This window comes from Solidesulfovibrio carbinolicus (assembly GCF_004135975.1).
GTDB classification, from domain to species: domain Bacteria; phylum Desulfobacterota; class Desulfovibrionia; order Desulfovibrionales; family Desulfovibrionaceae; genus Solidesulfovibrio; species Solidesulfovibrio carbinolicus.
In genome coordinates this window covers 1,302,794-1,325,591 of record NZ_CP026538.1, presented here as the reverse complement: position 1 = coordinate 1,325,591, position 22,798 = coordinate 1,302,794, and the positions used below count along the sequence as shown (strand labels likewise).

Annotated in this window: 23 protein-coding genes and 2 CRISPR repeat arrays; of the genes, 2 read left to right on the top strand and 21 right to left on the bottom strand. The window is 63.7% G+C overall.

Features of this window, described 5'->3' with window-relative positions; genetic code table 11:
* Positions 1-67: 67 nt before the first annotated feature.
* Positions 68-1,012: direct repeats of the CRISPR family, unit length 29 nt; unit sequence GTGTTCCCCGCAGGCGCGGGGATGATCCG.
* Between the two features lie 91 nt (positions 1,013-1,103).
* Positions 1,104-2,293: a CRISPR direct-repeat array (repeat unit 29 nt; unit sequence GTGTTCCCCGCAGGCGCGGGGATGATCCG).
* Between the two features lie 301 nt (positions 2,294-2,594).
* From C3Y92_RS05865 to C3Y92_RS05825, 8 genes are all read right to left on the bottom strand, one after another.
* Positions 2,595-2,855, bottom strand: coding sequence for a DUF2442 domain-containing protein (locus tag C3Y92_RS05865; RefSeq protein WP_015860135.1), 261 nt, complete (start codon positions 2,853-2,855; stop codon positions 2,595-2,597).
* Between the two features lie 3 nt (positions 2,856-2,858).
* Positions 2,859-3,119 (bottom strand): DUF4160 domain-containing protein, encoded by a 261-nt coding sequence (locus tag C3Y92_RS05860; RefSeq protein WP_015860134.1) that lies wholly within the window; start codon positions 3,117-3,119, stop codon positions 2,859-2,861.
* A gap of 3 nt (positions 3,120-3,122) precedes the next feature.
* The gene (locus tag C3Y92_RS05855; RefSeq protein ID WP_129350546.1) at positions 3,123-4,319 is read right to left on the bottom strand and encodes a tyrosine-type recombinase/integrase; all 1,197 of its coding nucleotides are present in this window, start codon (positions 4,317-4,319) and stop codon (positions 3,123-3,125) included.
* 517 nt (positions 4,320-4,836) lie between these two features.
* Positions 4,837-5,571, bottom strand: a complete 735-nt coding sequence (locus tag C3Y92_RS05845) for a hypothetical protein (RefSeq protein WP_129350543.1) — start codon at positions 5,569-5,571, stop codon at positions 4,837-4,839.
* A 435-nt stretch (positions 5,572-6,006) separates the two neighbouring features.
* Positions 6,007-6,792, bottom strand: coding sequence for a DNA cytosine methyltransferase (locus C3Y92_RS05840; protein ID WP_129350540.1), 786 nt, complete (start codon positions 6,790-6,792; stop codon positions 6,007-6,009).
* Positions 6,770-6,946 carry a Com family DNA-binding transcriptional regulator gene (locus C3Y92_RS05835; protein ID WP_129350537.1) on the bottom strand — a complete coding sequence of 59 codons (177 nt, stop codon included), beginning with the start codon at positions 6,944-6,946 and terminating at the stop codon, positions 6,770-6,772. Before C3Y92_RS05835 ends, C3Y92_RS05840 begins: the two co-directional genes overlap by 23 nt.
* 153 nt (positions 6,947-7,099) lie before the next feature.
* Positions 7,100-8,032: a CBASS cGAMP-activated phospholipase gene (locus tag C3Y92_RS05830; RefSeq protein ID WP_129350534.1), complete on the bottom strand. Its 933-nt coding sequence runs from the start codon at positions 8,030-8,032 to the stop codon at positions 7,100-7,102.
* The gene (locus tag C3Y92_RS05825) at positions 8,029-8,556 is read right to left on the bottom strand and encodes a hypothetical protein (RefSeq protein ID WP_129350531.1); all 528 of its coding nucleotides are present in this window, start codon (positions 8,554-8,556) and stop codon (positions 8,029-8,031) included. Before C3Y92_RS05825 ends, C3Y92_RS05830 begins: the two co-directional genes overlap by 4 nt.
* Positions 8,557-8,691: 135 nt before the next feature.
* Here C3Y92_RS05825 and C3Y92_RS05820 point away from each other — a divergent pair, with 135 nt between their 5' ends.
* Together C3Y92_RS05820 and C3Y92_RS05815 are read left to right on the top strand one after the other, a co-directional pair.
* Positions 8,692-8,928 (top strand): hypothetical protein, encoded by a 237-nt coding sequence (locus C3Y92_RS05820; RefSeq protein ID WP_129350528.1) that lies wholly within the window; start codon positions 8,692-8,694, stop codon positions 8,926-8,928.
* A 451-nt stretch (positions 8,929-9,379) separates the two neighbouring features.
* Positions 9,380-9,619, top strand: coding sequence for a hypothetical protein (locus C3Y92_RS05815; RefSeq protein WP_129350526.1), 240 nt, complete (start codon positions 9,380-9,382; stop codon positions 9,617-9,619).
* A gap of 121 nt (positions 9,620-9,740) precedes the next feature.
* Here C3Y92_RS05815 and C3Y92_RS05810 read toward each other — a convergent pair whose 3' ends face one another.
* The 13 genes from C3Y92_RS05810 to C3Y92_RS05755 form a co-directional block, all read right to left on the bottom strand.
* On the bottom strand, positions 9,741-10,124 hold the full coding sequence (locus C3Y92_RS05810) for a hypothetical protein (RefSeq protein ID WP_129350523.1): 384 nt from the start codon (positions 10,122-10,124) through the stop codon (positions 9,741-9,743).
* A gap of 10 nt (positions 10,125-10,134) precedes the next feature.
* Positions 10,135-10,524, bottom strand: coding sequence for a hypothetical protein (locus C3Y92_RS05805; protein ID WP_129350520.1), 390 nt, complete (start codon positions 10,522-10,524; stop codon positions 10,135-10,137).
* Positions 10,521-11,375, bottom strand: a complete 855-nt coding sequence (locus C3Y92_RS05800; RefSeq protein WP_129350516.1) for a hypothetical protein — start codon at positions 11,373-11,375, stop codon at positions 10,521-10,523. The genes C3Y92_RS05805 and C3Y92_RS05800 overlap by 4 nt, the downstream gene beginning before the upstream one ends.
* A complete protein-coding gene (locus tag C3Y92_RS05795) occupies positions 11,375-13,000 on the bottom strand; it encodes a hypothetical protein (RefSeq protein WP_129350513.1) in 1,626 nt (541 codons plus the stop codon). Before C3Y92_RS05795 ends, C3Y92_RS05800 begins: the two co-directional genes overlap by 1 nt.
* Complete coding sequence (locus C3Y92_RS05790) at positions 13,000-14,088, bottom strand: hypothetical protein (RefSeq protein WP_129350510.1); 1,089 nt, start codon at positions 14,086-14,088, stop codon at positions 13,000-13,002. Before C3Y92_RS05790 ends, C3Y92_RS05795 begins: the two co-directional genes overlap by 1 nt.
* A complete protein-coding gene (locus tag C3Y92_RS05785; protein WP_129350507.1) occupies positions 14,088-15,110 on the bottom strand; it encodes a hypothetical protein in 1,023 nt (340 codons plus the stop codon). The genes C3Y92_RS05790 and C3Y92_RS05785 overlap by 1 nt, the downstream gene beginning before the upstream one ends.
* Positions 15,107-19,492, bottom strand: a complete 4,386-nt coding sequence (locus C3Y92_RS05780; protein WP_129350504.1) for a tape measure protein — start codon at positions 19,490-19,492, stop codon at positions 15,107-15,109. The genes C3Y92_RS05785 and C3Y92_RS05780 overlap by 4 nt, the downstream gene beginning before the upstream one ends.
* 3 nt (positions 19,493-19,495) lie before the next feature.
* Entirely contained in the window at positions 19,496-19,633 is a 138-nt protein-coding gene (locus C3Y92_RS21095) for a hypothetical protein (RefSeq protein ID WP_165352070.1), read from the bottom strand.
* Positions 19,634-19,704: 71 nt separating this feature from the next.
* Positions 19,705-20,202: a hypothetical protein gene (locus tag C3Y92_RS05775; RefSeq protein WP_129350501.1), complete on the bottom strand. Its 498-nt coding sequence runs from the start codon at positions 20,200-20,202 to the stop codon at positions 19,705-19,707.
* Positions 20,203-20,227: 25 nt separating this feature from the next.
* The gene (locus tag C3Y92_RS05770) at positions 20,228-21,397 is read right to left on the bottom strand and encodes a phage tail tube protein (protein WP_129350498.1); all 1,170 of its coding nucleotides are present in this window, start codon (positions 21,395-21,397) and stop codon (positions 20,228-20,230) included.
* A 12-nt stretch (positions 21,398-21,409) separates the two neighbouring features.
* Entirely contained in the window at positions 21,410-21,850 is a 441-nt protein-coding gene (locus C3Y92_RS05765; protein ID WP_129350495.1) for a phage protein Gp37, read from the bottom strand.
* A complete protein-coding gene (locus C3Y92_RS05760; RefSeq protein ID WP_129350492.1) occupies positions 21,843-22,340 on the bottom strand; it encodes a phage virion morphogenesis protein in 498 nt (165 codons plus the stop codon). Before C3Y92_RS05760 ends, C3Y92_RS05765 begins: the two co-directional genes overlap by 8 nt.
* Positions 22,340-22,795, bottom strand: coding sequence for a gp436 family protein (locus C3Y92_RS05755; protein WP_165352069.1), 456 nt, complete (start codon positions 22,793-22,795; stop codon positions 22,340-22,342). Before C3Y92_RS05755 ends, C3Y92_RS05760 begins: the two co-directional genes overlap by 1 nt.
* Between the last annotated feature and the right edge of the window lie 3 nt (positions 22,796-22,798).

Sequence of the window (22,798 nt, the reverse complement as noted above, 5' to 3'; positions counted from 1 at the left end):
CGGTCGAACCGATTCGGGTCACACCGCCAGAGGCGGTGGTTTATCTGTTGGAATTAGCGAGGCACGTCGTGTTCCCCGCAGGCGCGGGGATGATCCGGCTGCGTCTATTGCGCCCAAGCCAACGTCAATGTGTTCCCCGCAGGCGCGGGGATGATCCGGTTCCGCCGTTGCGTCCGCGCTGGGAAACGATGTGTTCCCCGCAGGCGCGGGGATGATCCGCAGACCACCAGCGCGCCGAGCTTCACGCTGTGGTGTTCCCCGCAGGCGCGGGGATGATCCGGTCATGCCGTCTGCGTCCATCGTGCTGTCTGGGTGTTCCCCGCAGGCGCGGGGATGATCCGGTGACGCAGGGCCAGGGCCTGGAGCGAGTAGAGTGTTCCCCGCAGGCGCGGGGATGATCCGTGCGGAACCAAGAATACGAACCGAATCTTCCGGTGTTCCCCGCAGGCGCGGGGATGATCCGCCCCGGGGTTCTCCATCCACGCGTCGAGTTCGGTGTTCCCCGCAGGCGCGGGGATGATCCGCCCTCTCCGCTGTTCCTGGTTCTTCATCTTCAGTGTTCCCCGCAGGCGCGGGGATGATCCGATCAAGAAGTCCAAGCTTTACGCGGACAAGACGTGTTCCCCGCAGGCGCGGGGATGATCCGCCTCTACGACGGGTCAGGCGGCCCGTGTCATCGTGTTCCCCGCAGGCGCGGGGATGATCCGGCCTTGGCCGTGGCCCTGCGCCTGTGCGCCAAGTGTTCCCCGCAGGCGCGGGGATGATCCATAGTCTTGTGCGTTGACAACGACTTGCCAGGCGTGTTCCCCGCAGGCGCGGGGATGATCCGGCCCGGGTCTTGGGGCGTGGAGAGTGGCGCGCGTGTTCCCCGCAGGCGCGGGGATGATCCGAAAAAGGGGCAGGACGAAAAGCCGGGCTACGGGTGTTCCCCCCAGGCGCGGGGATGATCCGGCCAGCAGTTTGCCTATCCCATCGCCGCCATCGTGTTCCCCGCAAGCGCGGGGATGATCCGTCAACAAATCCCGGAGCCGAGATTCGGGTTGAGTGTTTCCCGCAGGCGGGGGATGATCCGCACATGGCGCGCAACCTTGCTCGGTGGTGGCGGTGTTCCCCGCAGGCGTGGGGATGATCCGGCATGGAACCGCCGGAACTCCTCGGTGTTGGTGTGTTCCCCGCAGGCGCGGGGATGATCCGCCGCTGCGGCCGACCATGGGCGAGAGCATCGCGTGTTCCCCGCAGGCGCGGGGATGCTCCGCGTCGCTTGAGCTTTCCGGCGTCGTAGACAAAGTGTTCCCCGCAGGCGCGGGGATGATCCGCTGGTCCTCGATCTCGGCGCTCATCCTTTCGCGTGTTCCCCGCAGGCGCGGGGATGATCCGCCTGTTCCATCTGCTTTTCGTAGACAACATGAGTGTTCCCCGCGGACGCGGGGATGATCCGTGGTCAATCATCTCGTAGTTGGTGATGTTGACGTGTTCCCCGCGGACGCGGGGATGATCCGCTATTGGCCCGATCACTGGCCCGGTTGACAGCGTGTTCCCCGCGGACGCGGGGATGATCCGAAGATTTGCAACGTGGCGCTCAAGCGGCCAGTGTGTTCCCCGCGGACGCGGGGATGATCCGGTTTACACAACCTACTGTTACCTCGGTTATGCGTGTTCCCCGCGGACGCGGGGATGATCCGCCACATCCGTGCAGGCCATAGCCAACACAACAGTGTTCCCCGCGGACGCGGGGATGATCCGTTGACCGCCGACGTCTCTCCTTGCGGACCCGTGTGTTCCCCGCGGACGCGGGGATAATCCGAACAACTCGCCCCCCAGGAACTCACCCTTTTGGGTGTTCCCCGCGGACGCGGGGATGATCCGCCGTCGACTGCATGACGGACGCTATATCAGGAGTGTTCCCCGCGGACGCGGGGATGATCCGCTCCGCGCTGCCGAAGGTGGCCACGGCCTTCTGTGTTCCCCGCGGACGCGGGGATGATCCGGCTCCCAGGTCGTTGGCCGTGCTTTTGCCGCTGTGTTCCCCGCGGACGCGGGGATGATGCACCGAGGCCCGATCCTGATCCAGGCAAGCCACTGTGTTCCCCGCGGACGCGGGGATGATCCGGGCTTGCGCTTGCTCGAGGAGGTCGCCTAGCCGTGTTCCCCGCGAACGCGGGGATGATCCGGCCATATCCTCATTTTGAACGGACCAGCTTCGGTGTTCCCCGCGGACGCGGGGATGATCCGTTCGACATGGGTGAGAACGGAGAAGACGAGGCGTGTTCCCCGCGGACGCGGGGATGAACTTGTTGCCGCCGACACCGGCTATCGCGGGCTGATGGTCAGACGAAGACCGGCAGTGCCAAGGTAGTCCTTGAGCCGACACCGTGTCTCTGCTTCCTCGCCCCGCGTAGGCAGCGCCAACGCCTCAATGATATTGCGCAAAGCATTGGTCACCACGGCGCAGTCGCCATCTTCCAAAGCGGCATTGAGATAGTCTGCCGCCTCTCACGGGTCGCGGAGGTCCTCAATCAAATCATGCTGGTAATCGCGATGCTTCGTCATGGCACCGCTTCTCTATGTAAGTGAAATATTGCGGGCGACCACAGTCACACGGCGGATGCACGTTGCCGTTTCACCTCTTCGTACATGGCGTCAGGGGCGACGTCCGCGCCGCTTGGCCAGCACACCGTCCCGGTTTCGGCGTCGACGCGCACTTGTTCGAAATAGCCGGGCTCATCCCACAAGGCGAACACCCCCTTGTGCGGCACGTCCGAGAGGTCTACGACGCCATGCACACCATCAGCAAACGTCACTTCCAGGCGGTAGCCAGGCAGAGGCTTGGCGGCCTTCACTTCCCAAGGGATCATATCTCACTCCAACGGGGCTATGGGTTTCGGACTCGCCCACTCCTGACACAGACGCCAGTTTTCCATGAGTTCCGCCCTGTGCTCGAAAGCCCATTCGAGAACCATGAGCCGCGCACGGCCGGGCAGTTCTCCCGTCAGTATCGCCAAGGTCTCGATATCGAACGTGGCTCCGTGCTCACCATATTTGGCGTGAAAATGTGGACGGCCATGCTCCCGCCAATACATCGTGATGACGATCCCAAAAAACACGCTCACGGTAGGCATCGGTTACTTCCCTCCCCCGATCCCGACCACCTTCTTGTCCTTGGCCGCCGGCTTGCCCAGCCCGGCGTGGTTGGTCAAAAGCTCGGCCGCCTTGTCGCTGGCCCGCTTCTTGGCGTCCGGGAGGAACTGGCCGTAGCGCCGAGTCATGGCCACGGACTTGTGGGTCAAAAGCTCGCCGATCATGTCCAAGGTAAATTCCCCGGAATTAGCCAGGGTCACGGCGAAGTGGTGGCGTAGGCCATGGAAGATGCGAAACCGAGCCGGGATGCCGGCGGCCTGTTTGATGCGGCTGGCTGCGCTGCACGCCACCCGCTGGCCACCATCCTTTCCCGGAAACACGTAGGAGCTGTCGGGGAAGGCTTCCTCCTTCCAGGCAAGCTGATCTTCCAGGGCGGCGCGGGTGATGGGGTTCATGGGGACGCTCACCGTCTTGCCGCCCTTGGGGTCTCTGATGCTGATAAGACCGGCCCGAAAATCCAGGTCGCGAATCCGCAGCTTGAACACCTCGCCGCGCCGCATGCCCGAAAACATGGCGACTTCGAGCATCCTGGCCGCATCCCGGGAAGGCCATTCGTCCAACACGGCCTTGAGGCGGGCGGCCTGCTCGGGCTCAAGGTACTCCACCACCTCATTGTCCTTCTTGGGCATCTCGATGGTGAACGTGAGCGCCGGGCACAGGCCGGCCTTGGTCCCGAAATTGACGATGCGCCGGACGAGTTCCAGGACGTTCCAGACGGTGGCCGCCGCCCGGCCTTCCATGGTTTTCCGCAGCCGGGCCATGTCCAAGGGCGAAAGCTTGCTGGCCCGAAATCCGCCCAGGAGCGGACGGACATGCTTCTCGTAGCGGTTGCGGTCCGTCACGACGCCTTTGAGGGCATCGCCCTTGGCTTCGAAATACGCGTCGGCCAGTTCGGCAATGGTGCGGTCGGTCATGGCCCGTTCGTGGGCAATCTCCTTGGCGGTCTTGACCTCTTCGCCGTGCCGGGCCTTCTTGACCCGATCCGCCCGGACCTCGGCCGCCACCTGGGGCGTGTACCCTTCGGAGCGCCAGCCCACCTTTTCCCAACGCTTCTTGGCCTCGACCTTGTAGGCGATCACGAAGCACACATCCGGCTTGTCCTCGAAGCGGCGATCCGTGCTTTCATAACAGTAGACGCCGGGCCACTTGGCCGGATGGGCTCGCGTGTACTTTGTGGCCATCTCTCCCCCTACTTTCCTACCCTATTCCTACCCCAACGCTCCGAAGCCCAGTTCTGGGGCGGCTTTCTTTCCTACCCTATTCCTACCCAGCGGGTTAAAAATGGTCAATTTCCGTTAAACGTCATTCGGGTATATGACCCGATGCCGACCACCCCGTCAAGCCTGATAATAAAGGGAAAAGAAGGTCTATTAAACATGGTTAGGCAGGGTAGGAAAGGGGGTAGGAAAGGCCGATGTCCGGGCTCATAACCCGAAGACCGTGGGTTCAAATCCCACCCCCGCAACCAGGAAGTCCAAGGGCTGACGCCAAAAGCGTCGGCCCTTTTTCTTTGCCCAGCCCCCCATTCCTTATTTGCCGCCCCCTGGCGCGGTGGCTGTGAGCGATCTCCCAAAATGAGAAATTCTTTCAGTCAAAGTGAGAAAGATTGGGGACAACATTGTCTGTTGCTAGAGTGTATACAAGAATCGGCAGAGAAGAGTTGTCAGACGTAGGAAGAGAATGATCAAGTATCTAAAATCAATCCGACGAAGATGACAATCGTTCTCCGTGTTTTTCATAGTGCTTTTTCATCTTACGGAAAAAATTAGCAGCTTCTTCAAAATTGCTATTTCCTTTGTATAGGAGGATTCCTGGCATATTATGACCCCAAATATTGACGTCGTCATGTGTGAATTTGGGGCTTAGCTTGTCTTTTTTCTTGAAAACATACCATCCGAGCGCAACGACTTTGTCGTCAAGCATTAGACCTCTTAATGATGCTTCCGTTCTGTAAGCTGTTACTTCAATCGGAGCGCCGTGAGTTCCGCCAACTTCTGTGGACATATTGTCTAAAACGCCTTCTATGCGTCTTGTTTGTTCAACGCCAACAGCTGTTTCTGGGTGTTTAACAAAAAGCCTGATCTTGGTTTCGTTTTTGTGCAATTGTGTAATTAACTCAACAGCCTTTCTTCCGCTGTATTGTATAAATGTTGCTTCCTTGTAGTGGTGTTTTTTGCAGAGGCTAATGAGGTCGTTGTACATGTCTTGTTGCTCTGCGTATAGTTTGCTTTTCTTTTCATTTGATGTGTTGTCAAGTATTTCGATAAGTGTTGCGGAAATTATAGAAGCGATAATGGCTAAAGACCATTCTTTGTCTATTGTTATTCCGAAATATTTAATGCCAATCATGAAAATGGGAAACGACATTAGAATGCATAACAGCCACTTTGAAGCAATCGTACGTTTTTCTCTGAATTTATCTCTAAAACCCATGGGATGCTCCTGAAGATTTTTTTGATGGATTGCCAAATCGTCGCTCAGAGAGAGATGGTGTTGTCGTTGCGGGGTGATGTATATAATAAACGCCGCATTGGTAACGGATTTGTCGAAGTTTATCAAGGGGTGCCAGGCCTGCTTTATTGGTTAAGATCTTTTTTCATGCCGCATTGTTGATTGACGTGGTTAAATCATATTTTAGTTGTTTCCGCTGGCGCTCAATTTTGTTGCGGTATAATTGGAATAGTTAAAATCATTGTCGTATATGTGTGTAAATAAGTGTGTTTGTCGACGTTAATGTGTATTTTTTTGATGGCTGTCGTTCGGCAGTTGGGGCGATTGGTGAGTCTCTTGATTCTTTTGTTTTGAAAACCAGTTTGACTCGGCTGTTAAACGGAGCCAAACTGGTTTGCTCGGTTCAATGTTTCATTGTTAGTCTGGCTTTCGGTTGAGGGTACTTCTCAAGGATCGGTTTTTTGAGGCGCTGAGAATTCTTTTGATAACCCACCGCAAGACAGCAGGCGTGATGCCGTTTCCGAGACACCTAAGTCGGTCCAGCCAATGGGTACCCCCATCATCCACTCGACAAACGACGGGGCCGCTATAAGCCGATACGGCGGCCTGGGATTGCGGTCCCGCAAGCCGTAGGCCATTCCAATCAACCGGGCCGTCAGGTTGCCCGTGGATTGCCAGGTCTCCTCCCGGCGCAAGTATTGGCGCACGGGCTGGCCTTCGATCGCCGCCGGGGTAGGCAACAAGGATAACCCGCTCACGCAGATGCGGGGCGCCAAAGGCTGCCGCCGGGAACACATCCCACTCCGCATCATACCCGACCTCGGCCAGGTCCCCAAGAACTCGGTCGAGGCCCCGGCCGAGCAGCGCCTTGACGTTTTCCACGACCGCGTACCGGGGTCGTAGCTCGCGAAGGATTCGGGCGTATTCGGACCACAGGCCCGAGCGTTCGCCCGTGATGCCCGCGCCTTTGCCGGCGCAGCTGATGTCCTGGCAGGGGAAGCCGCCGATGACGATGTCGACTGGTTTGACGTTTTGCCCATGGATGTCCCTCACATCGTGATAAACGGGGACACCGGGCCAGCGCCTTTCCAGGACGGCACGGGCGAATGGATCACACTCACAAAACCAGGCATGAGAAAGACCGATCGCTTCGGCGGCGATGTCGCCAAGGCCAGCCCCGCTAAACAGACTCCCGACATACAATGCGTTCTCCTGATGGGGCCTCTTGGGGCTCTTGTCCGGGGCTCGCGGCCCTCAGGAGATTCATGGTCCCGCAGCGGGGACACTTGATGGAGAGGGAAAGCGCCTCTCCCCTGGCCAACAATTTATTGCACTCGCCGCACCGTATGTCCTTCATTCCCTTCTCTTTACAGGTTACGCTTGCCCTGCTACGCCCGTCGCACCCCTGGTCGCCAGATCGAGGGCAGGGAGCAGCTGGCGCAAGCCGGTGGACCGGCGTTGCCTCGCCGGGCCAGTGAGACGGCTGCAATCCGTCTCGCCTGCTCCGCTTTTACGCCGCCTTGGGCAGCGTCATCTCGCAAATCTTATCAAACAGTGCGTCCTGGTCGGCAATCACGCCCCGGGCAATGGCGGACAGCGTTTGAAGGGCCTTGGGGCTGGCGTCGTCCATGGCCCGCTCACCCGGCAGCGCCGGCTGTATACGCACCATCCGGTCCCCCAGAAGCGCCTTGCACTGATGGGCGGCTGTGTCGGCTTGCCCGTCGAACATGCAGTCGAGGAGTGGCCGGACCCACGCAGCCAAACCCCAGCGGCGGGCTACGTCATATAGGTAGGGCCGCTCGATCTGGCCGGTCCCTAAGGACACCAGGATCACATCTTCGAGGCTGCCAGCCTTGGCCGCCCGGGCCAGAGCGCAGGCCGCCGGGTTGTTGGCGTACAGTCCGCCGTCTACGAAGGTGGCCGTGTCTCCGGCCAGGGACGTGATCCGCGCTGGCGGAAAATAGGTCGGGGCGGCGCTGGTCGCCCGGCAGACGTCGCGCAGGTAGTAGTCCCGCCACGCATAATCCTGCGCCTTGTGCGACTTAAACAGGTGCGGAGTCCTGGCCTCGATGTCGTAGGCCGGAATAAGCAGGCCCACCCCGCAACCCGACAGTCGGCGATCCCCGAAGACGGCGGCCAAGGCGGCCTCAACGCCGCCGGCCCCGTACTGCGGCCCCCACAGGCCAAACCCCGTGGCGAGGCGATGCCCGAGCGACCGGGAAAATATCTCGCTACCGCGCTCTCGGTAGAGGGCGACAACGTCCCGGGCCGGTATGCCGGCCGCCACGGCGCAGGCGATGATGCCGCCGGTGCTGGTCCCGGCAACCAGGTCGAACAGCTCGGCGGCCGGCCTTCCGGCCCGGGCTTCGATGTCGGCCAGGATCACGGCCGGGATCAGGCCGAGGATGCCGCCGCCGTCGATGGACAGGATACGGCGGGTCATGGGGTCACCCCCAGGATGGCGTCGGCTCGGGCCTGGTCGAACCCGGGGAGTTTGCCCACGAGATAGCGCACGCCGTCGATGACCGGCTGGTAGGTCAGGTCGATCACGTCGGCGGCGAGCAGTTGCATCCAAAAGAGGTCGACGACCACGTCGGTCTTGGCCAGCTCCCGGGCGGCGATCAGCTCGGCCGGGGTGAAGCGGGCCAGGAACCGGGTGCGGCTCATTTCGGCAATTGCAGTCGGTGTGGCATCTGCAGGCGGGTCGGCCGCCCAGGCGGCCACAGCGTCCCAGGAAGCCGGGAAGGCCAGTATTCGCTGGGCCTCGCTTTCTCCGATTAGGGCAACCGGGTAACCAGGAAATGCTGGACAGAGCGCCACGCAAGCGTCATGGCCGGAGACGATGCGTACCGTGTCAGTGCCGATAGTGACGGTGACGTCGTCGCCCTCGGGGATGGGCACGCCAAGGGCGGCCAGGAAATCCCGTGAAGCGGCGGATAAGGAGTTGTGCAGTAGGATGATGTTCATTGTTTAACTCCAACCCATTTGAGCGAATGGTTGAACCCGGGTTGATCCTGTGCCGCCTGCGCCACCCAGAACGGAGCCGGTTCCGGCTGGCCCTCCAGTCGCCAGAAGGTTGGGTGTCCCCGTCAGAGCACCACTATGGAAGAGATTGACGCTTCCGCCACCACTGGCACCTCCGCCGCAGGAGTTCGCGGCTACGCCATTGCCGCCTGCGGAACCAAGCGCAGAGAAGGCATGGCCTGCCGCGAGACTGATTGCGCCGCGTACAATGCCGATGAGGATGCCGCCGGTTCCATCAGCACCTTTCGCACCTGCTGCTGCTCCGGTCCCGCCAGGATTGCCAGCGCCGCCGCCAGCATCATAATTCCCTTGTGACGGGCCACCTGCTCGGCCCCACATATCCGGTTCGGCATTTACGAGGTTCGCCGATCCAACATAGATTCCGGCGCTTCCCGGCCCACCGCCCCATGCGGTTCCAGGCGCAGATCGCGCTACCGCAGCCGCTCCGGCTCCACCGGAGGCCATCCCTCCGCGACCTCCTCCCCCCGTTCCGCCATTTGTGCCGGCCCCGCCCGTGGACCCATTGAGGCTGGACGTGGCAGGATATGCTGCACCGGCGATACCTACACCACACCCGGCCGCCGAAATGATGGTGCTGCCATAGGGCGTCCACGTCGCCCAATCGCATTGCACGTCACCCATTCCAGGAGGCGGGCAGGCATACATGCTCGGGTCAAAGATGCAGTAGGCCGTGGTGCGAATCCATTTGAGAAAATCGGCGTAACTGGTGTTTTTACCGGTAAATGTGATGGCCTGCGGGACGAAGATGTCTCTGTCCACAGCCCAATTTTTGGAGCCGGCCGCGCCTCGGGCCGTCATGGAGATAGAGCCGGCCACACCCACTGACAACGAATCACACAGCGGCATCAACCCACGACAGCGTTGCGATGCCGTCAAGGCCGCATTGACGGTCAACGCCCCGTATCGGGCGACCTGGATAGGACCGTCCAACGTGGTCGGGATGGACGTGGCCACGCTGATCGTCACGTCCCCCTTGGAGTCGTAGAGGTTGTAGAAATTGGCCAGATTGACGCCAGGGGTCCAGACGGCAACCCAAGGGGAGCCTTTGGCCGCTTTGGCGCTGGCGATTCCATGGTCAAATCCGCTAGCCGGCATGGTCGCCTCCTTTAATAGTCGCCGCCAAAAAGCGTCACGGAAATGGTCTTGCCGCTGGTTACGGCCACCTTGGCGTTGACCTTGAGCACAGCGGCGCTTTCGAGAAACATGGATTCATCGTTATTGAGCATAGCCAGGGCATCGACCCATTGCGTGCTGCCGCCGGTGCCGGCCCCGGCCGGGATCAGCACTTCGCCGAGGGGATAGTCCGTGCCGGACAGGCCAAGCGAAAAGACCAGCAACACGGCGGCCGTGTCCGTGCTGCACACGCGGATTTGGTCTACGCGCAGGCCGACGGCAGCCGTATAGAGGATCTGCTTCGTGGTGCCGGAGGCGTTTGAAATGGACGCGCCGGCATTGGCGATCACGCCCGGGAATATGGGTTTTTCCGCCATGGGAGGTCTCCTAGAAAGCGTTGCAGGTTTGGGCGAGGTAGAGCGTCGAACCGGCGTCGTCCCGGGCCGCGAGGCGCACCCGCTCATTGCCGCCGACGTTGACGACGGACTTGTCCAGGCCGGCCACTTCGAGCTTGGCGGCCAGACTGCCGCCCTCGGTATCCGTGGGCGAGGCGATCACGAGTCCGCCGCCGGACAGCGTTGCCCCGCGCAAGGCGGCGGCGGATTCCTCTGCCTTGGCGGCGTTGACGGCGACTTCCAGGGCCACGGCGGCCATGTCGCGCAGGGCCGGGATGAAATTGTCCCGATGGCCGCCAGCGGCCATGCCGCCGGGGTTGGTCGCCGGGTCATGGTCGCCGGGGTTGTAGTAAACGGCCAAACGGTCTGCGGCCTGGCTCATGCCACCACCTCCTTGATCTCAAAGGCCATGCCGTTGATGTTGCAGGCCACATGCTCAAGCGCCGAGAGCTGGCGCAGGCGGCCAAGGAAAGAACGTTGCTGCATGAGCAGAAGATTGGCGGGATCAAACACGAAATACACCTCGCCCGAGACGTCCAGGGCGCGGGTCATGGCCAGGGCCTGGTTGGTGGCCTCGACGCGGTTCATGTAGTCCAGGCGGAACGAGACCACGCGCGACGGGGGCCGCTCCTCGAAATGCTCGGCCCCGGACAGGGAGGTTTCGGCCAGGGTGGCCGATTCCCAGCCAAGGCCCACGCCGTAGCTGAAATTGAATAGTGGTTCCCAGCCCGGAGCCACCACCAGCCGGGCCAGGTCGATATAACCGGCCGGATTGGCCTGGTCGTCGAGGTCGACGGACAGGTAGCGGCAAAAGGCTTGGCGCGGCAGCACGTACAGATACGACCGGGGCAACCGGGCCACGTCCTCGGCCAGCACGCGCCCGGACCACCAGTTGTCGGCCTCCCATTCAAGATCAGCAGTGGCGAAGATAGCCGGCCAGGCGTCCAGCCAACCGGAGTCGGCCCGGAGGATCGTCCTGGCGGCGTCGGCGAAGAGTCGGACGCGGATGCGGGCCGATGGCGACAGGTTGTGGCCGGGGATGGCCACCACCTTGATGGTGCGGTCCCGGGAAAGATCGACGTCAAAGCGCGTGGCTTCCAGGGATAGCCCGGCCGTCCTGGCCACCTTGGTCAGGAAGCGATCCCGCAGGTTGACCAGGGGCGTTTGCCAGACACCGCCGGAATAGCTGGCGGCGTCGGCGTAGTTGGGCCAGCACAGGAGACAGGCAGCCATCAGCCGACCACCTCCAGGGTGACCCGGCCGGTTTCGTACTCCTCGGTCATGCCGATGACCACGAACAGCCGGCCGCCGGACAGGCCGAAGCGCGCTATCCGCACCGCGATCACATTGCCCAGGTCCAGGCCCCGGGCGTACTCGCACTTGACCGGCAAGACCAACCGCAAGCGGGCCGCCCCATGCAGGGCCAGCAGCCTGTCGGCCTCGGCCCGGGCCGCCTCGGCGTCATCCAAAAGCGTCTCGACGGTCAGTTCCGGAGCCAGCAGATGGACGGCGCGGATGCTCGCGTCCGTGGCGGCCACGGTGCGTAAGTCCTCGGCCAGCCAGGCCCGGCGCTCGTCGGCCACGCCGCCGGCCAGATCGTTGTCGTCCTGGCGGCTCCAGTTGCGCTGATAGTCGAGGGAGACGCGGTAGACCGGCGTTCCGTCGGCCAGATCATGGGCCGGGAGGATTTCCAGGCCATCGCCCGAGTCGAGCAGTTCCACCGGGGTCAACGTGGCCAGGGGTTCCCCGGCCGGAGCCTCCAGGCGACCCACGGTGAGCCGCCCCAACCGGTCGAAGCACCACCACGCCCCGATGGACGCGCACAGGGCGTCAAAGACGTCGTTGATTTCGGCCTTGCTGCCGCCGTCCTGAAAGTAACCGACCAAGGCCGGATTGGCCGCCTCCAGGGCTTCGAAGGCGGCGCGGTCCATATCCGCCTCGGCCAGGCCCGCCCGGGTCAGGGCGATGCGGCGGATGACGGCCGCCACGGAACCGGCCAGGACGCCGCCGGTGGCGTCGCCGTCCACATCGGCCGTCACGGCCCCGTCCGGCCTGGACCACAGGCGGAAAAGGCCCATGGCCAGGCACGTGGCGTACTGCCCGGCGGCAAATGCGGCGGCGGTCAAGGCGGCCACGGTCGGGTAATCCGTGGTCGCGGCCATGGCCAGGCCCCGGTCATAGACCGCCGGAATGGCCGCCACCGGGCCGTCGTGGATCTGGAAGACCAGGGTCGAGCCGTTGACGCAGGTGGCAGGCACGTTGCGGCAGCGACCAAAGGTCAGCGGCTTGCCTTTGTCCTTGAGGTCGTCGGCCGTGCCCTCGACGCCGGCCGGTCCTTGGTTGCTGCCGGCGTAGACGTTTTGCTGGATGGCTTTGCGCAGCTCCTCGGCCCGGTCGCGCACGGGCAGGACCACCCTTCGCCAGGAGAATTCCGGCTGGGTCACGGTGCCGACGAACACTAGCTCAAAGTCGGCGAGCGGTCCGGCTTCGTCGCCGTGGAGCAGCCGGACCTGCCGACCATCCAGGCCGCACTCGGCCAGGAAATCCAGTTCTCCATCGGGGTTGACCAGTTCGATCTCGCCGTAACCGGTATCGGCCGCGCCGGCGCTGGTGCCATCGGTGAAAATGAGCCTCTCGAAGTTGAAGGGCACGCTGACGCGCGGTTCGTAGTAGGCGTTTGGCGGCCGGTCATCGGGCCGGGACATGAAGCCCAGGCCAGAGGAAAAGCGCAGGGTCTCCACCCGGGGCTCGGTGGCCAGGGCCGTGCCAGGATCGGCCAGCAGCCCGACGCCGTCAGCGCCGGTGATCCAGGCAGCCGGCACATAGGCGTCGATTTCCACAAGATAGGCCATGGCCATCAAAAGCCCCCGAACAGTTGGGCCATAACGAAGCGAAGGGCCGACGAACCGAGTTCGTCGGCGTGTCTGCCGTCCACGGTGTCGGCGTCCAGGCCGGAACCGGGGCCGTCATTGCCCGAATGCCAGGCCGTGCCGCCCATTATCGTCAGCGCGCCAGTCAGCGCGCCGCCAGTCAACGGCAGATAGGCATGGCCATGGTTTCCCGGCGCGGCCTGGTTGGCTCCTGTCCCGAGGGTATGGTGGATAGCGCTTGTCGCTGTGTCCGTGTCCACGCCGGTGAGCGCCGCGTGGCTCACGGTGCCGCCGTCGGCCGGGCCGGTATGGCCATGCGCCCCGGGAATGCCGCCGCCATTGTTCGTGATGGTGACGGTTCCGGTGGTCGGGTCGGTGGTTATGGCAATGCCCGAACCGGGCACCAAGGTCAGGGTGTCGGCCTCGACGTCGGCGGTGATGCTCGTTTGGCCGGCCACGGCAATGATGGCGAAAAAGGCCGGCCGATTGGTCAGGGAGGCGTAAGCCCGCTCGGACAGCCCGGCCAGAGCGTGATTGTGGTTGGTGGATGCCCTGGTGGACAGCCCGCCTATGACTTGGGCTGCGCTCCACAAGTCTGTCTCTGTCGTGCCGGCGTCGTTGATGACCCGGTGCCTGGTCGCGTCGTCCACGTGGGCATCCAGATCGGCATGCGATTTCGTGCCTGCGTCTTCCAGATTGCCATGGGGAATGGCGATGGCTTGCGAGCCATCGAAAACGACGCCGGCGATCTGGCTCGGGTTGAGCAAGCGCGAGGCCGTGGCGGCGTTGCCTTTGACGTCGATGTCGGCCGGATTGGGCAGGTGAAATTCCGTGAGCCGGCGGAACTCAAACGTCGCGGGGCCGGTGGCCACCAGCACATGGCCGTTGGTCAGGCCGGCGACAACATGGGCCAGCAAGCCATGGGAAGCCGCCGCCGCGCCGCTGTCGGCCGGGGTGGCCAGCCGCAGTAAGTCCTCAATCTTCAACTTGCAGGTGACGCCGGCGATGTTGACCGGAATTTCGGCCGTGCGGCTGGGAATGCCGGCCGCGAGTTCGGAAATGAGTTTGGTCAGCATCAGCGCGTCCTCTCCTTGCGGACCACGCGGGACAGCTTGCGCGAGACGGCCACCATCTCGCCGCGCAGGCCCTCGATGGCTTCCTGATTGGCCCGGGAGGCCAGGGCCGAGGTGGCGGCCACCCGGTCAAGCCGGCGCTCGATGCCGGAGGTGTCCACGTTCGTTTTGTTGCCGCCCTCGGACAGCCACTCCAGGATCTGCGTGTGCTTGGTGGCAAAGACCCGTTCGCCGTCCATGAGCTTGGCCGGGATGCTGTCCACACCGCGAATCCCGCCCCGGGCCAAGCCGCCCTCGGAAAAGCCGACGAAATGGATGGTCCCGTCTTCGTCTTCCTCGACCTGATTGCCGGAGAAAAGGCTGGTCCAATCGAAGCCCGAGGCGGTCGCGGCTTCGGCGCTCGATGACCCGCCGGAGAGCGTGGCCAGGAGCGAAGCGGCGGCGGCAGCCTGGGCCGCGTTGGCGGCGGCGATGGAGTCGGCATAGGCGCTGGAAAAGCTCGAATCGTTGATGGCCGAGACAATGGCCGACACGCCGTCGCCCCAGGCATTGGCCAGCGTCCCCAGGTTGGCGTTGACCAGGGTGAGCTGGTCCACCTGCAAGGTCAGGATGGCGATTTCATTGTTAATGGCGTCGAGCTGGGCCTGCGCCTGGTCGACCTGCACCTGGGCGTAATCCTCCAGGCTGGCCAGGGTGGCGTCGGCGTGCTCGAAATCGGCGAAGTAGTTTTCCGAGGAGGCGTAATAGTCCCGGGAAGCGTCCAGATAGGCCTGGGTCAGTTCCGGCAGTTGGGCCATGGCCTCGGCGTCGCCGGCCCGGGCCTTGGCGGCTGTCTCGTCAAAGGCGGCCTTTTTCTCCTGGTAAATCTCATAGGGCGACAGATCGGACAGGTTGTCGTCCAGCTTGATCGACCGGCGTAGGTCCTTGATGCTCGCCAGGAAGTCGGACCAGAGGTCGAGGGTCTCTTCGATGGCGTCGCGCTGCTGCTCCAGGGCCGCGATCTGCGCGTTGATGCCGTCGATCAAGGTCTGATTGGGTCGTCCCAGGTCTGCCCGGCGGATTGCAGGGAGGAACCCCAGGCCTCCACCCACTGCGCGGCGTCGTCCCAGGCCTTGAGCTCCCCGGCGCTCATGGGACCGGATTCCATGGCCGCGCGGTACGACGACCAGAAGTTTTCCAGGGTCACGCCCGACTGGTTGAGCGCTCCGATGGCCTCGCCCGCGCCCTCGGCGTAGTATTGCATGAGCCGGGTCGCCTGCTCGGTGGACGAATAAGCGTTGCTGAAAAACCGGTTGAAGGCGCTTTGGGCGGCGTCGGTGGAGCCGAAGGCGGCCACGATCTCGCTGGCGTATTGGGTCAGGGCGAGCTGGCGGAGCTGCTCGTTTGTGGCCTGAACTTCCTCGCCGGTGGCGGCGGCTTGCTCCTGCATGTCCTTGAGCGAAGCCAGGGTTTCGTCATCCAGCACGCCGGCCAGGGATTCGAAGTCCAGGCTGGCCGTCCCGGCCGAGTCTTCGGCCGCCGCCATCTTGTCGACCAGGGCGGCAATGTAGTCTTCGCCGGCCAGGGCTTCGAGGGACAGGCCCATCTGCTTGGTGGCCGTGCCCACCGTGGCCAGGGAGGAATAGAGGCGGTCAAGCTGCTCGATCCAGTATTCCCCCTCTTCCGCGATGGCCGACCAGGCCCCGGTCAGGCCCGAATCGGCCAATATCTTGCCCACTTTGGCGTTGGAGACGTTCTTGTAATAGTCCTCTTCCTGGCCCGGGGCGACGTCCCATTCCGGGAAATAGAAGTTCTTCAAACTGTCGGCGGTCTCGACGCCAAGCTCCTTGAAGCCGGCCTTGATGGCCGTGGTGTAGGTGCCAAGGGCGTCATTGACCGCGCTGGTCGTTTCGGAGTCCGCCGGCCCGGTGGAACGGATTTCGTGCGAGGTGGACGAACCGCCAAGCATCGAACTGGTCGTAACCTTGTAATAGTCCGTGCCGGTCACGTTGGTGGAATCGCCGATGATGGCCACGCGGATGCCGGAACCGGTCTTTTCCTCGGTCTTGGTCTGCGAAAATCCCATGGCCAGCAGGCCGCCAAGGGCCGCCACGCCGCCGACCACGCCAAGGGCGGTCCCCAGGCCGATGCCGGCCGAAGAAGCCCCGGCCAACGCCCCGCCCGAGGCCGCGCCCGAGGTGACGGCGGTATAGCCGCCCAGGCCGCCGGCCGTGGTGCCGGTCATGGCCGCCGTGGTGGCCGCGCCGGCCCCGGTCGAGGCCAGGGCTCCCATTTCCGTGGCCGAGGCGGCGGACAGCGAGGCCAGGGAGGTGCCGCCGCTGCTGAACAGGTCGCCGACGTAGCTCAAGCCCTTGGAAATGCCATAATCCGTGGCCTTGCTCGTGATCTTGGACAAAGCGGAGGATGACAGGGAATTGGTGCCCGAGCCGGAGGCGGAGCCGGTCAGCGAACCGGAGTCGGCGCCCACCACCGACTCGACAATGGGAATGATGACGTAGTTTTCCAGGGCATAGGCGATCATTTTCTGAATGATCGTCATGAGGTAGTCGAGCATGGAATCCATGGCCGACTTGAAGGCGTCGGCCATGCTCCCGCTGCCGGTGATCCAGGCCTTGAAGGCGTCGGTGGCCCCGCCGGCAATGGCGTCGGACAGGTCATGGACGCCGGTCGCGATCTCCTTGGACAGCGACACCCAGGCGTCGCGCCGACGCGTGCCGGCGTCCTTGTAAAGCCCGAATTCCAGAGACAGAGCGTCTTTTAACGTCGAAAGGAAATCCGTCTCGTACTCAAGCCGGTCCTCGATCTCCTGCTTGCGCAGTTCCGACCGTTTCTTGGCGGCGTAGGCCTCATAGGCCACTTCGCTGTCGCAGTTGTCCTTGACCCGCTTGAGGTGCTCATCAAGCAGCGCCCAGGCGGCCTTCCAATAGTTGTCGGACACCCCGGCCAGCTCGGCGAAGGCGCTTTTCTGGTTCTCCAGCTCCTTGAGGCGCACCTCTTCCTTGAGTTCGGCCAAGGCTCGAACGCGGTCGGCCTCGTTAGCGTAGGAGCTCTTGATAGTTTTTTCCTGGGCTTCCTCCCACTTTTGGAGTTCCGTTGTCGCGCCAGCGTAGAGCAAGTCCGGGTCGCCGGTCAGGCGACCAAGCTCCTTGAGGGTGGCAGCGGCCGTATCCATGGCCTTTTCCCAGGCTTTGACTTGGACGATCTGCTTTTCCAGCGCCCGGGCCTCATCGAGTTTGGCCAGGGCCGCCTGGTAGTCGGCCACGTCGCCCTTGGCCCCGATCATGGCGTTTTTGATAGTCGCTCGCAGCTGGTCGTAGCGCTTGTCGACCTTGGCCAGATCGGCGGCCAGGCTATCGCCGCCAAGCTGGGCCGAAAGCGCGTCCATCTGGTTTTCCATGGACTGGAGATAGGCCGCGCCCCGGGACTCAAAACGTTCCATGGCATTGGCGGCGGCGTTGCTCGACTTGGTCAGGTTCTTGACCGTGTTGTCCTCGGCCTCCTGGATGCGGCGCACCTTCTCGTAATACCCCGGCAGATTGGTCAATCCGGCCTGGAGTTCGGCATAGGCGTCCGTCTGGCGGGCGATGGACAGGGCATGGGCGTCGGACACCCGGGTGCCCTTGTCCAGTTCGGACTCATTGACGCCGCCCCGGCCGGCGTTGAAGCCGGCCACCGCGCCGTTGTCCTTGATCTGCTGTCTGGCCAGCTCCTCGCGCTGCTTGCCCAGCTCCTTGTACCCCAGGCTTGCGTCCGCGAGCTGGCCGTTGAGGTTTTGCAGTTCCCGGGACAAGGCATCGGCCTCGCGCAGGTCAAGATTCGGATTGGCCAGCTTGGTTTCAACCGTCGTCTTGTTGCTGGCGACGATGTTGACGGCGTTGTCCAGGGCGTATTGCTTCGCCTCAAGGCTCCGGGTCTTGTATTCGGTCGTGCCCTTGATGAGGTCCTGAATGTAGGCCTTGGCCTGGACGAGCTGGGAGTTGTCCACCTGGGCCACGACGTTGACCACCCAGGTCTGGCCGGTCAGGGCCGTGATCTGTTCCTGGAACCACTTGAGCTTGGCCCGCAGTTGGTCGACCGTCTCGCCGGACGGCCCGAAATCCACTTGATGGGTCTGGACTTTGACCAGGGCTTCGGCCAGGCCCTGGGCCTGGTCCTTGAGGTCCTTGACGTAGGTCGCCTTGCGCTGGTCCAGGGCGTCGAGCTGCTTCTTGAGGTCCTCCAGGGAGTTGCTCCAGGTGGCGAACGGCGAAAGCTCGCCCTTGGCCTCGGCCATGAGCGCCCGGTAGGTCACCGTGAACTGTTCGAGGTTGTGCGTCAGGTTCTTGTTGAAGGCCGTGCCGACCTTTTCGACGACGGTCACGAATCCGGTCAAAGCCGGGGAGTTGGACAGCTCCAGAAACGAGTTCTTGAGGCGCTCGGCATTGGCGGCGGCGGTGTCGGCCGTGGCCTGCCAGCCGTCGCCGAACTTCTCAAGCTGCGTCGTCAGCTTGGGGATGAAGTCATTGGAAATGACTTCGCCGTTCTCCATCATCTTTTGGAACGCCGCCGTGGTCACGCCCAGGGCGTCCGCGCCCATCTTGAGCGCGCCGGGAATGCGTTCGGCGAACTGCTGGCGGTATTCCTCGGCCTGGACGGTCCCCTTGGACAGCATTTGCTCCAGGGCCAGCAACGCGCCGGCCACATCGTGGGAGCTGCCGCCCACCTTGGTGATGGCCGCGGTGACCGCCTCGAAGGTGCGGCGCTGGTTGTCCGTGGACAGGCCGACCGCTTCGGAAGCGGCCGCGAACTTCTTGTACGCGCCGGCCACGTCCAACAGACTCTTGCCGAAGGCGTCGGCCATGCCGGCGGCATAGCGGAGCTGTTCGGCGGCGTTGTCCTTGAACACGGCCTTGTAGGTGGCGGCGAGCTGTTCCATGGCTATGGCCGCGCCCACCACCTGGCTGGCGAAGGCCATGACCTGGTCAACGCCAAAAGCCGCGACCAGGACCGGAGCCAGCTGGGCGGCCAGCGTCCGGATGTCGGAGAGGTTCGCGCCGAGCGCCTCGGCCTGGGCTTTGGCTTCGGCTGCGCCCGTGCCCAGGTTGCGCATGGCCGCGCGGCCGGTCTTGCCGCCGGCGTCGGCCTCGGCTCCGACCTTTTTCACCTCGGCCCCGACCGTGGCCATGGCCGCGCCGGCGTCCTCGCCAGCCTTCTTGACCGTGGCCCCCAGGCCGTCCACGGCTTGGGTCGCCTTGGCCACCGGCTGCGTCACCGCGCTGGCATCCAGCTTGAGCACGCCAGCGAGGTCGACAGCCTTCCCCTTGGCCGCCAGGGCATCCAGGTCGGCAACGGTCTCCTGGATGCCCCGACGTCCCGAGGCGTTGTCGGTCTCGATGACGATGCGGACGCGGTTTTCGGGGGTGGACATGGCTTAAAACAATCTCGGTTGCTGGCTTTGGTAATAGAGTTCGAGAATTCCCAGATCGATCCAAGTTTGTTCGGCCAGGTCCTCCTGGCCGAAGGGATAGCCGCCCAACCGCTTGGTGCGCAGGTAGATCAGGTAGCTCACATACGGGCTACGGACGGCCTGGCGCTTGTCGCAACCGGCGCAGGCCGCCCGCAGCCACGGCCCATTGGCGTCTAGGCATTCGGCAAGGGGGCGGTCTGGTCCGGCGCATCCTTCGAAGTGTCGCCGGACAACGGATTCGAAGGGTCCTCGCCGAAGTCCTCCACGACTTCGAAGAGGCCTTCTTCCTCGGCGGTTTCCGTGGTTTTGAGGACCCGCTGCCCGACGGCGGCCAGGAGGTCCGGCCGGTACTTTTCGAGCAGATCCTTCCAGTCCGGATTGAAGTCCGGATCGGTCTTGTCCGAGCTGATGATCCGGCCGCTTTCATCGGCCAAGGGGCCTTTCTTGAAGCCCATCAGCACCCGTTTGCCCAGGGCGGCCTGCTCGGTGAAGACGTTGGCCTTCGACCGGACCTTGTTTCCTTTGTGCTGGACCGTGGCCTTGGTGTAGGCGTCCCGCTCGGCCTGGATCGGCAAACGGTAGTGGAACTCCAGGTTCGCCCCGGACAGGCGATCCTTCATCTCCAGGACGTACTTGCCGCCCAAAACGAGCATGGGCTGGTTTCCCGACATACGTGCTCCTTTGCGTGAGAAGGGGTTAGAGGATGGTCATGCGCCATTCGTCGTCGCCTTCGTCCCGGTGGGCGTTGGCGATGTAGTTGGCTGTATAGGCGGCGATGCCCGAGCGCTCGGCGTGTTTGAGGCCGTCGTATTGGGCGGCCGGCAGCTCCAGGCGAACCCGGTTGCCGGGGTCGCTGCCGAACAAGGTGGCGATGCGCGAAGTTTGGGCCGCCTTCCACTTGGTCCAGGGGTTGAAGCTGGCCAGGGCGTCCATTTCCGGATTGACCGTGCCGGTGGCTTCGCGGCCGGTGATGAGCACGCCCACCATGCCGTCGGCGGCGTTGGCGTCCAGGCGATCCACGATGGTGTTGCCCATGGCGTAGGTGAGTTCGGTGACCACGGGCCGGTAGTCGTCGATGACCAGGTTCGCGCCCATGAACATGGGCGGCTTGTGCTTGGGGTAATCCGGGACGGGCATGGTCGGGGCGTCGGCCGGATCGGTCCAAAGGCCGGTCAGCGTGTATTCGATCAGCGGATACTTGTTGACGCCGCAGTTGAGGGTGAACGTGCCGCGCGCCCCGACCACGGTGTAGAGGATGGCGTTTTTGTGGAACAGGACCGAGGTCGAAGCCTGGTCCTGGGGGTCGGCGGTAATCGGCCGGTACTCGATGCCGGGCGCGGCCGAAGTCACGTCGGCCAGGGTGGTGGACGACGCGCCGGTCACCGGTTCGGGTTGGAACGTGCCGGTCACGGCCTTGAGCACCAAGGTATTGTCGCCGTCGATATGATGCAGGGTGCCCTTGGCGTTGGAAGTCGAGCCGGCAATCTCTTCGCCGAGCAGGAAGCCGGCCACCGAGGACACGGCCAGCCGCACCACGTCGGTGCGCTGGACGCCGCAGGCCAGCAGGAACGGTTCGGAGTCCGGCGGCAGCACCTTGCCGGTGGCGTCCAGGCCGCCGCCGCGCAGTTCCACCGTGGCCTTGAAAATGATCTTCTTGGCCCCGATGACCGCGCCGGCCGGCGAAAAGGTGCGGCGCACCACGTCGCGCTTGACCTTTTCGCCCGTGGGTTCCACGTCCACGCCGTTGTTGACCAGGACGCCGTTTTTGGCCTCCATGGCCGGCGGCTGGCCATAGGTCTCCTCGACCTTGGCCAGAACCACGGCCTTACGGGTCAGCTGGGTTTTCTGTTCTTGCTGTGCGGGCATGTGCCTGTCTCCTTATTCGCCGAGCAGATACGGCTGGGCGATCTCGTAAACCGCGTAACAGGCCGTCAGATCCGGCCGGGACAGAAAGGTTTCCTGGCGCTTGAGCAGCGCCGGCATGTCCGGGAAGATTTCCTGGCCGTGCAGGGTCCGCCGCACCAGGCCAAGGAGCGGATAGACTCCCATCGCGCCGCCCCGGGCGTCCTGGTTGCTGCGAAGCGACTTGGCGCAGGCAAAAACGAAGTAGGCTCCCCGGTCGACCTGGCGCTGGCCGTGATCCACGATGACCGAACCGGCGTAGACCACGAGCAAGGCCGGCAGGTTGGGCAAGAGCTTGGGCAGCTGCTCGGGAGCCAGATCGTCGCCGTAGGTCTTGATCTCGCGCACGCCGTGGCTGTCCCGAAGGGGTTCGAGTCTGGCCACCAGCGCGTTTTCCATCTCGTGGATTTCAACCATGGGCGGCGACTCCCAGGTATTCGATGAGCACGTTCCCGATGGTGTTCCAATCTTCGGCGCTCATGCCCATGTAGGGCCGGGCCGGGATGCGGACCACCTGGACCGTGCGCGCCTGGCCGTCGGCCCCCCGGAAGAACAGCGCCTTGGCCGACTTCGGGCGAATCTCGCCGCCTTCCTGATGGATGCGCGCATACTTGAGCGAGGGACCGCTCGGCCCGACGGTGACCTGGTCGGCGGCGGCCTCATGCACGATGCCGTTCATGAGCGCGCCGGTATCGACCAGGGTCTGGCCGCCCTGGAGCACGGCCCGGCGGCTCGGTTTCCAGCGCTGGCCGTCCGGGGAGTGCCCCAGCTCGAAGTTTTCCTGGATCGACGACACCAGGGCCAGGCCGATCCGGTCCATGGCCGGCGTCATGTCGCCAAGCAGGGCCGCGATCCGGCCAAGCAAACCGGCCGCCGGGCCGACGATCACTTCAACGAGCAGGTACATCAGCCCATCCTCCGCCAGAAATCGTCCCCGAACCGGCGGGGGGCGCTGGCCACGGACAGGCCGCTATCGCCCGCGACAATCGGTTGGCCATTGACGGTGCCGGGCAGTGTGAGCGTGCCGGCGGCGAACTGCGCCAGGAGGTCAACGGCCCCTTTGTAGTCGGCGGCCACGGGTTTGATGATGTCCCCGAGGTTGGGGCGGCGCTGGTAGAGCCGGTACCGCGCGATCCGGGCGGCTAGGTTGCGCACGATCTTGGGCGGCGTGGCCAGCGGCACCTCGGCCACGCCGGCCAGATGCGCGTCGACCTCCTGGGACGCCTGGTCAAAGACCTCGGCCAGGATCAGGGCCACGGCCGGGTCGGTCAGGTCCGTGGCTGTGCCGGCGTCGTTGACCAAGTCCAGGATGTCGCTTTCCTGGATGACCGCCCGGAGGTCCGCGAGGGTGACGTAGGCCATGGC

Excerpts from the sequence above, each read along its gene's own strand:
- C3Y92_RS05810 (WP_129350523.1), bottom strand. The coding sequence starts at position 10,124 with ATGGCGGAAAAACCCATATTCCCGGGCGTGATCGCCAATGCCGGCGCG.
- C3Y92_RS05765 (WP_129350495.1), bottom strand. The coding sequence starts at position 21,850 with ATGGTTGAAATCCACGAGATGGAAAACGCGCTGGTGGCCAGACTCGAA.
- C3Y92_RS05755 (WP_165352069.1), bottom strand. The coding sequence starts at position 22,795 with ATGGCCTACGTCACCCTCGCGGACCTCCGGGCGGTCATCCAGGAAAGC.
- C3Y92_RS05845 (WP_129350543.1), bottom strand. The coding sequence starts at position 5,571 with ATGGGTTTTAGAGATAAATTCAGAGAAAAACGTACGATTGCTTCAAAG.
- C3Y92_RS05795 (WP_129350513.1), bottom strand. The coding sequence starts at position 13,000 with ATGGCCATGGCCTATCTTGTGGAAATCGACGCCTATGTGCCGGCTGCC.
- C3Y92_RS05865 (WP_015860135.1), bottom strand. The coding sequence starts at position 2,855 with ATGATCCCTTGGGAAGTGAAGGCCGCCAAGCCTCTGCCTGGCTACCGC.
- C3Y92_RS05830 (WP_129350534.1), bottom strand. The coding sequence starts at position 8,032 with ATGACCCGCCGTATCCTGTCCATCGACGGCGGCGGCATCCTCGGCCTG.
- C3Y92_RS05770 (WP_129350498.1), bottom strand. The coding sequence starts at position 21,397 with ATGCCCGCACAGCAAGAACAGAAAACCCAGCTGACCCGTAAGGCCGTG.
- C3Y92_RS05855 (WP_129350546.1), bottom strand. The coding sequence starts at position 4,319 with ATGGCCACAAAGTACACGCGAGCCCATCCGGCCAAGTGGCCCGGCGTC.
- C3Y92_RS05775 (WP_129350501.1), bottom strand. The coding sequence starts at position 20,202 with ATGTCGGGAAACCAGCCCATGCTCGTTTTGGGCGGCAAGTACGTCCTG.
- C3Y92_RS05860 (WP_015860134.1), bottom strand. The coding sequence starts at position 3,119 with ATGCCTACCGTGAGCGTGTTTTTTGGGATCGTCATCACGATGTATTGG.
- C3Y92_RS05800 (WP_129350516.1), bottom strand. The coding sequence starts at position 11,375 with ATGGCTGCCTGTCTCCTGTGCTGGCCCAACTACGCCGACGCCGCCAGC.
- C3Y92_RS05780 (WP_129350504.1), bottom strand. The coding sequence starts at position 19,492 with ATGTCCACCCCCGAAAACCGCGTCCGCATCGTCATCGAGACCGACAAC.
- C3Y92_RS05815 (WP_129350526.1), top strand. The coding sequence starts at position 9,380 with ATGTCTCTGTCCACAGCCCAATTTTTGGAGCCGGCCGCGCCTCGGGCC.
- C3Y92_RS05820 (WP_129350528.1), top strand. The coding sequence starts at position 8,692 with ATGGAAGAGATTGACGCTTCCGCCACCACTGGCACCTCCGCCGCAGGA.
- C3Y92_RS05825 (WP_129350531.1), bottom strand. The coding sequence starts at position 8,556 with ATGAACATCATCCTACTGCACAACTCCTTATCCGCCGCTTCACGGGAT.
- C3Y92_RS05835 (WP_129350537.1), bottom strand. The coding sequence starts at position 6,946 with ATGAAGGACATACGGTGCGGCGAGTGCAATAAATTGTTGGCCAGGGGA.
- C3Y92_RS05790 (WP_129350510.1), bottom strand. The coding sequence starts at position 14,088 with ATGCTGACCAAACTCATTTCCGAACTCGCGGCCGGCATTCCCAGCCGC.
- C3Y92_RS05805 (WP_129350520.1), bottom strand. The coding sequence starts at position 10,524 with ATGAGCCAGGCCGCAGACCGTTTGGCCGTTTACTACAACCCCGGCGAC.
- C3Y92_RS05760 (WP_129350492.1), bottom strand. The coding sequence starts at position 22,340 with ATGTACCTGCTCGTTGAAGTGATCGTCGGCCCGGCGGCCGGTTTGCTT.